General features: G+C 65.2%; 5 protein-coding genes. 2 read left to right on the top strand and 3 right to left on the bottom strand.

From position 1 onward, the window contains the following. Positions 1-334 (bottom strand): PLP-dependent cysteine synthase family protein (locus tag ACLP9N_RS05630; protein WP_442406457.1); only part of this gene is annotated, 334 nt, incomplete at its 3' end. Further along, positions 321-1616, bottom strand: a complete 1296-nt coding sequence (locus tag ACLP9N_RS05625; RefSeq protein ID WP_442406456.1) for a TQXA domain-containing protein — start codon at positions 1614-1616, stop codon at positions 321-323. The genes ACLP9N_RS05625 and ACLP9N_RS05630, both read right to left, overlap by 14 nt. A 378-nt stretch (positions 1617-1994) precedes the next feature. Between ACLP9N_RS05625 and ACLP9N_RS05620 the strand changes: the two genes are divergently transcribed. Further along, entirely contained in the window at positions 1995-2918 is a 924-nt protein-coding gene (locus ACLP9N_RS05620; protein ID WP_442406455.1) for a family 2A encapsulin nanocompartment shell protein, read from the top strand. Further along, positions 2905-4788, top strand: coding sequence for a family 2A encapsulin nanocompartment cargo protein cysteine desulfurase (locus ACLP9N_RS05615; protein ID WP_442406454.1), 1884 nt, complete (start codon positions 2905-2907; stop codon positions 4786-4788). Before ACLP9N_RS05620 ends, ACLP9N_RS05615 begins: the two co-directional genes overlap by 14 nt. 44 nt (positions 4789-4832) lie before the next feature. On the opposite strand, the gene ACLP9N_RS05610 is transcribed toward ACLP9N_RS05615, so the two are convergent. Then, positions 4833-6194, bottom strand: a complete 1362-nt coding sequence (locus tag ACLP9N_RS05610) for an HNH endonuclease signature motif containing protein (protein WP_442406453.1) — start codon at positions 6192-6194, stop codon at positions 4833-4835. Positions 6195-6226: the final 32 nt, after the last annotated feature.

Genomic DNA, 6226 nt, shown 5'->3' with positions numbered 1-6226 from the left:
CGGCACCGTACGCGCGCAGCAGCATCCGCCGCTCGGAGCTCATCGTGTCCGGCATGGTCAGCACGCACTTGTAGCCGCGCGCGGCGGCTACCATCGCCAGCGCGATGCCGGTGTTCCCGCTGGTGGGCTCCAGGATGATCGTGTCGGGCTTGATCAGGCCCGCTTTCTCGGCCGCGTCGATCATGGCCACCCCGATGCGGTCCTTCACGCTGCCTGCCGGGTTGAAGGACTCCAGCTTGGCGACAACGTCGGCCACCGCGCCGTCGGTGACCTTGCGCAGCCGGACCAACGGCGTGTTTCCGATCAGTTGTGTGATGTTCTCAGCAACTCTCATCCGTCATCTCCAACATCTCAGCCCAACAGTTGCCATCCCAGCTAATTTCGAACTCTATGGCCATTTCTGTGGGTATCGCTAGGGCGACGGGTGTCAGCCGGTGCTGCGCGCCCTCGAGTGCCACTCCGGTCAGCACTCGCCCGGTGAGGTTGTGCGGGGTGGTTGCGGTCAGTGTCGTCGCCGACGCGCCCGGCGGGCGACGCAAGTAGAAGTCTGTTCCCGGTTGGATAACGTCGTCAACGGGGAATCCGTCCGCGTCGACGACCGTGTGACCGTCGGTGGTGTTGAGCCTCAACGGGATTCGCACTTGAAACGGGCCCACGAGTTCGGAATCGGCGCTGGCTTGGGTGTCGACCAGTCCGGGCTCGGCGATTTCGTGGAGCGCTTTGCGCGCTTCGGTGAGCAGGTACGTGTAGAGATGTACGACCCGATCGGCGTTGCGGTAGTGGCGAGTTCCGCTCAGCCAGAAGCGGACGTGGTCGACTTTCGGTGTGCCGCTTTCTGCCGTTGCGATCAGCCGGTAGTACCGGTAGCCGTGTCCGCCGCGGCTGTGGCTGCTGCCCGCGAGCGTGCTGCCGATGCCCAGAGTGCGTTGCTGGCGCCCTTCGCCGGCGGCTGCGGTCAGATGTGAGCCGGAAACGTCTTGCCAGACAACGCCATCGGCCGACTTCTGCAGCTTTAAGCCGACAGGGGAGTCAGACGTCGTGCACACCGAGTAGCCGCCCAGTTGCGGTCGGCCATCGAATTCAAAGGTGAGCACCGGCCCCGGCGCTCGGTGTATGGCGACCGGCACGTTCAGCGGCCGGGTGTCAAGGGCCAGGCCGTTGGTCAGATGCCAGATCGCGGCCTGGGTTCCGGCGATCGCTTCGTGCTCGCTGATGTTGGCCGGCCCTAGCGGGTAGCCGGCCTGGCGCAGCTGTCGGCTCAATTCGGTGATTGACTGCATCGGGAAGGAGTGGCGCAGGATCCAGTCCACCTCGGCCTCGCAGGCGCGGTGGCGCAAGTGTGGCAACGCCGACCAGTTTCCCAGGCGGTAGGGCGACGGATGGTGTGGTGCGATGCCGGTGAAGTCCAGCGAATAGGCATGCAGGTTGGGGTTGAGCCGGATCAGATCGGTGCGCGCGCGGGTACCGTCGGTGAACACGATCGTGTCGACGGTGTGTGAGTAGGTACCGCCTCGGTAGCGCGTCATGCGGGTGAGTTCGGTAGCCGGCCGCACCAGAATGCGCCGGCGGGTCGCGACCTGCGTCAATGCAGGGGTGCGTATAGACAACACGGTCATGGGTGGTTGATCTTCCTGAAGTTTGACTGGCACGCGTCTTGATGCCGCCGGGCGGGCTATGGGCCTACCCGCTTGCGGGAAAAGCGCGAAGGATTTCTACAGCGTCAGAAGGCGTCAGGAAATCAACAACAGCAACAACAACACACGGCGAGGCAGCGCGAAGGGACGAAGCGCGGCTGTGCGGCCTGTTGCATAGGCCCACTATAGAGCACTATCAGATCGCAGGCGCGCATGCGTCGGTTTTCGTCACCCGCGGGTTTAAACCTTTTCCCGGAGATCTACACTTGCCTACGCTCAGCGCGCGTAGTCGTTGCTCGCGGGCGATCATGAGACCGCCCAACACCCGCTGCGGCATTCGACCAAAATGGAGGGACCGCCGTGACGTCAGCCCAAAATGAGTCTCAGGCCCTTGGTGATCTCGCTGCCCGGCAGCTCGCCAACGCGACGAAGACTGTTCCGCAGCTCTCGACGATCACGCCGCGGTGGCTGCTGCATTTGCTCAGCTGGGTGCCGGTGGAAGCGGGTATCTACCGAGTGAACCGCGTGGTCAACCCCGAGCGGGTCGCGGTCAAGACCGAAGATGGCGCCGGCACCGAAGAGCCGCTGCCCGAGACCTACGTCGACTACGAGACCAGTCCGCGCGAGTACACGCTGCGCACGATTTCGACCCTGCTCGACATCCACACCCGGGTCTCCGACCTGTACTCGAGCCCGCACGATCAGGTCGCCCAGCAGCTGCGGCTGACCATTGAGACGATCAAGGAGCGTCAGGAGTTCGAGCTGGTCAACAGCCCGGAGTACGGCCTGCTGGCGCACGTGACGCCGGAGCAGACGATCCAGACGCTCGGCGGGGCTCCCACGCCCGACGACCTGGACGCGCTGATCACCAGTGTGTGGAAGACGCCGAGCTTTTTCCTGACCCACCCGCAGGGAATCGCCGCGTTCGGCCGTGAGGCCACCTACCGTGGCGTCCCGCCGGTTGTCGTGAGCCTGTTCGGGGCGCAGTTCATCACCTGGCGTGGCATTCCGTTGATCCCGTCGGACAAGGTGCCGCTGGCGAAGGGCAAGACCAAGATCATGCTGGTGCGCACCGGCGAGGAGCGCCAAGGGGTAGTGGGCCTCTTCCAGCCGGGCCTGGTCGGCGAGCAGGCACCGGGGCTGTCGGTGCGGTTCACCGGTATCAACCAGTCGGCGATCGCAAGGTATCTGGTCACGCTGTACACATCCTTGGCTGTGCTCACTGACGACGCGCTCGCCGTGCTCGACAACGTCGCCGTGGACCAATTCCATGAGTACAAGTGAGTACCGTGCGGTCGACGCTGAAAGCGAGCTGCCTATAGGCGCCTCGGAGCTGGCTGCGCTGGCCAGCCAGCTCTACGCCGCCAGTATTCGACCAGGACCCGACAGTCCGCCGCAGACGGCGCCCGTCGCCCCCCGCGGCAACGTGCCCGACACGACGGCGGCGACATCGGCCGGACAGGTGGCCGTCGGCACGTCTTATCCGCCGGCGACTCCGGTTCCCTTCATCGGTTTCACCGATGTCTATGTCCCGGCGCCGACGTCTCCAGAACCGGAGGGCTTGCCACAAACGGTGCCGGTGGCCCCGCGCGGCAATGTGCCGGATATCACGGCAGCGCCGTCGGCCGCGTGGACGAGTGCGGGGATGGCCGATCCCTTTGCGCCACAGGGCGTTAGCGACTTGAGCGCGTTCGCGGTTCCCACCACCGGTATCGTGCCGACTGTGCCCGGTGTGCTGGCCGGGGCGGCAACGCCGACGGCTCCGGTGGCGCCGCGCGGGTCGGCACCAGGGTGGCTGCCCGAAGCGCCGTCCATACCTGAGTTGGGTTGGTCGGACGCACCTCCGGTGGCACCGGTAGGTGACGAAAGCAGCTACTACTTCCTCACCCACGCCGATCCGGTGCCCCAGTTGCCCGACCAGCACGAGGTGTTCGATGTGAACGCCGTGCGGGCGGACTTTCCGATCCTGAAGGAGACCGTCAACGGGAAGCCGCTGATCTGGTTCGACAACGCCGCGACCACCCAGAAACCACAGGTGGTGATCGACCGGCTGTCGTACTTCTACGCGCACGAGAATTCCAACATTCACCGCGCGGCGCACGAATTGGCGGCCAGGGCGACCGACGCCTACGAAGAGGCTCGTAACACCGTTCGGCGATTCATCGGCGCATCCAAGGACGAAGAGATCATCTTCGTGCGCGGCACCACCGAGGCGATCAACCTGGTGGCCTATGCCTGGGGTGGCAAGCATTTGGGTCCGGGTGACGAGATCGTCATCACTCATCTGGAGCACCACGCCAATATCGTTCCGTGGCAACTGCTTTCGCAGCAGACGGGTGCGATCCTGAAAGTTGCGCCGGTCGACGACGCCGGTAATCTACTGATGTCGGAGTTTGAGGATCTGCTGGGTCCGCGGACGAAGTTGGTTGCCGCGACTCAGGTTTCGAACGCACTAGGCACGGTGACGCCGGTCGAGAAGATCGTCGAGCTGGGTCACCGCTACGGGGCGCGGGTGCTGATCGATGGCGCGCAGTCGGTCCCGCATCTGCCGATCAACGTCTCCGAGCTCGGTGCCGATTTCTTTGTGTTCTCCGGACATAAGATTTACGGCCCCACCGGGATCGGTGTGCTCTACGGGTGCGAGGAGGCCTTGGCGGAGACCCCGCCTTGGCAGGGCGGCGGCAACATGATCGCCGACGTGACCCTGGAAAGGTCGCTATATCAGGGGCCGCCCAGCAAATTCGAGGCCGGCACCGGCAACATTGCCGACGCGGTCGGGCTCGGCGAGGCGCTGCGCTACGTCGAGCGGGTCGGCATCGAGCGGATGGCGTCCTATGAGCACGCGCTGCTGGAGTACGCGACCCCCCGCCTGGCCGACATCCCAGGTGTGCGCCTAGTGGGCACCGCCGACGAAAAGGCCAGCGTGCTGTCGTTCGTGCTGGCCGGGCACGAGCCGCTCGAGGTCGGCAAGGCGCTCAACGCCGAAGGGATCGCGGTGCGCGCCGGCCATCACTGCGCGCAGCCGATTCTGCGTCGCCTCGGCCTGGAGGCCACGGTTCGCCCGTCGTTCGCGTTCTACAACACGTTCGAGGAGATCGACGTCTTCATCAACGCGGTGCGCCGGATCGCGGAGGGCGGCACGAACGTCGGCTGAGTGCCGAGGCGACTGGCACGTAAAGCAGGCGCGTTTGCCTGACGTCAAACGGGTTCGTCGTCGTCGGGTGCGAGGAGTTTTTCGGGGTGATGGAAGGTATTCGTTCTGGGTTGCCCGTGATCCAAGTGCGCCGGCGGTATCCATTCAGTGTCGCCTTTGGCGTTGGTGCGGGTGGTCCAGCCTTTCTCGACGAGCTGGTTGTGCGGACCGCAGGCCAGGGTGAGGTCGTCGATGTCGGTGCGGCGGGTGGTCTTCCAGCCCCGAACGTGATGGACCTGGCTGTGGTAGGCCGGCGCGTCACAGCCGGGCTTCGTACATCCACGATCCTTGGCATACAGCATGATTCGCTGGGCGGGAGAGGCGAGCCGCTTGGCGTGATACAGCGCCAGGGCCTTGCCGTGATCGAAAATCGCCAAGTAGTGATGCGCGTGGCTGGCCCAGCGGATCACATCTGACATCGGCACCAGGGTGCCCCCGCCAGTTACGCCCTTGCCGGTGGCGGCCTCCAGGTCCTTCAGTGTCGTGGTGACTACGATCGACACGGGTAGGCCATTGTGTTGGCCCAACTCGCCCGAGGCGAACAAGCCGCGGATTGCGGCCAGGAATCCGTCGTGGTTGCGCTGAGCTTCGGAGCGGTGGTCGCGGCGCACCGCATCCTCGTCGGGCGCCGTATCGACCACGGGTGTTTCGTCGTCGGGGTTGCACGCTCCGGGGGCGGCCAGTTTGGCGAGCATGGCCTCCATGGCGGCTCGCAGCTCGGGGGTCACCAGGCCGCTCAGGCGTGACATGCCGTCGAATTCCTGCTTGCCCAGCATGATGCCGCGCTTGCGGGCGCGCTCTTGGTCGCTGAATTCCCCATCGGGGTGCAGCCAGTCCATGATCCGTTGGGCGTATTTGGCCAACTCATCTGGGCGATACCCGCCGGCCTTACCGGCCAGGTCGGCCTCGGCGGCCTCCCGGGTACCCAGGTCCACCTCGGCAGGCAGGTGGGCAAAGAAGTTGCGAATCACCTTTACGTGTCCGTCACCGACCAGGCCGCCGCGTTGGGCGGCCGCGGTATGACTTAGCCGCGGCGCCAACGGCTCACCGGTCAGCGCTCGCCGCTCACCTAAATCTTCGGCTTCGGCGATACGCCGGCCGGCGTCAGCCTTGGTGATGCGCAACCGGTCGGCCAGCGCGCAGCGCAGCGTGCCGCCCAACTCCTCCTCGCCGGCCTGTGCGTCGAGTTTGTTGATCAATGCATGCTCGGGTGTGCGCATCCTGCGCGCCCCCCGTTCCAGGCGCTCCAACGCCCGCAACAGTTCCGGGGTGGTGAGCACGTCAAAAGTCAACTCACACAAGCGGTCCAGGGCACCATCGAACTCGTCCAAGACCTCGACGATCTCTTCGCGACCGCTGCAACCCATGCCTCAAATTTTACGAAGGGCCACCGACAACA

Source organism: Mycobacterium sp. (assembly GCF_052144515.1).
In the GTDB taxonomy this organism is placed as follows: Bacteria; Actinomycetota; Actinomycetes; order Mycobacteriales; family Mycobacteriaceae; genus Mycobacterium.
Note: the sequence above shows the minus strand (reverse complement) of the source record. Positions and strands in the feature narration are given on the sequence as shown.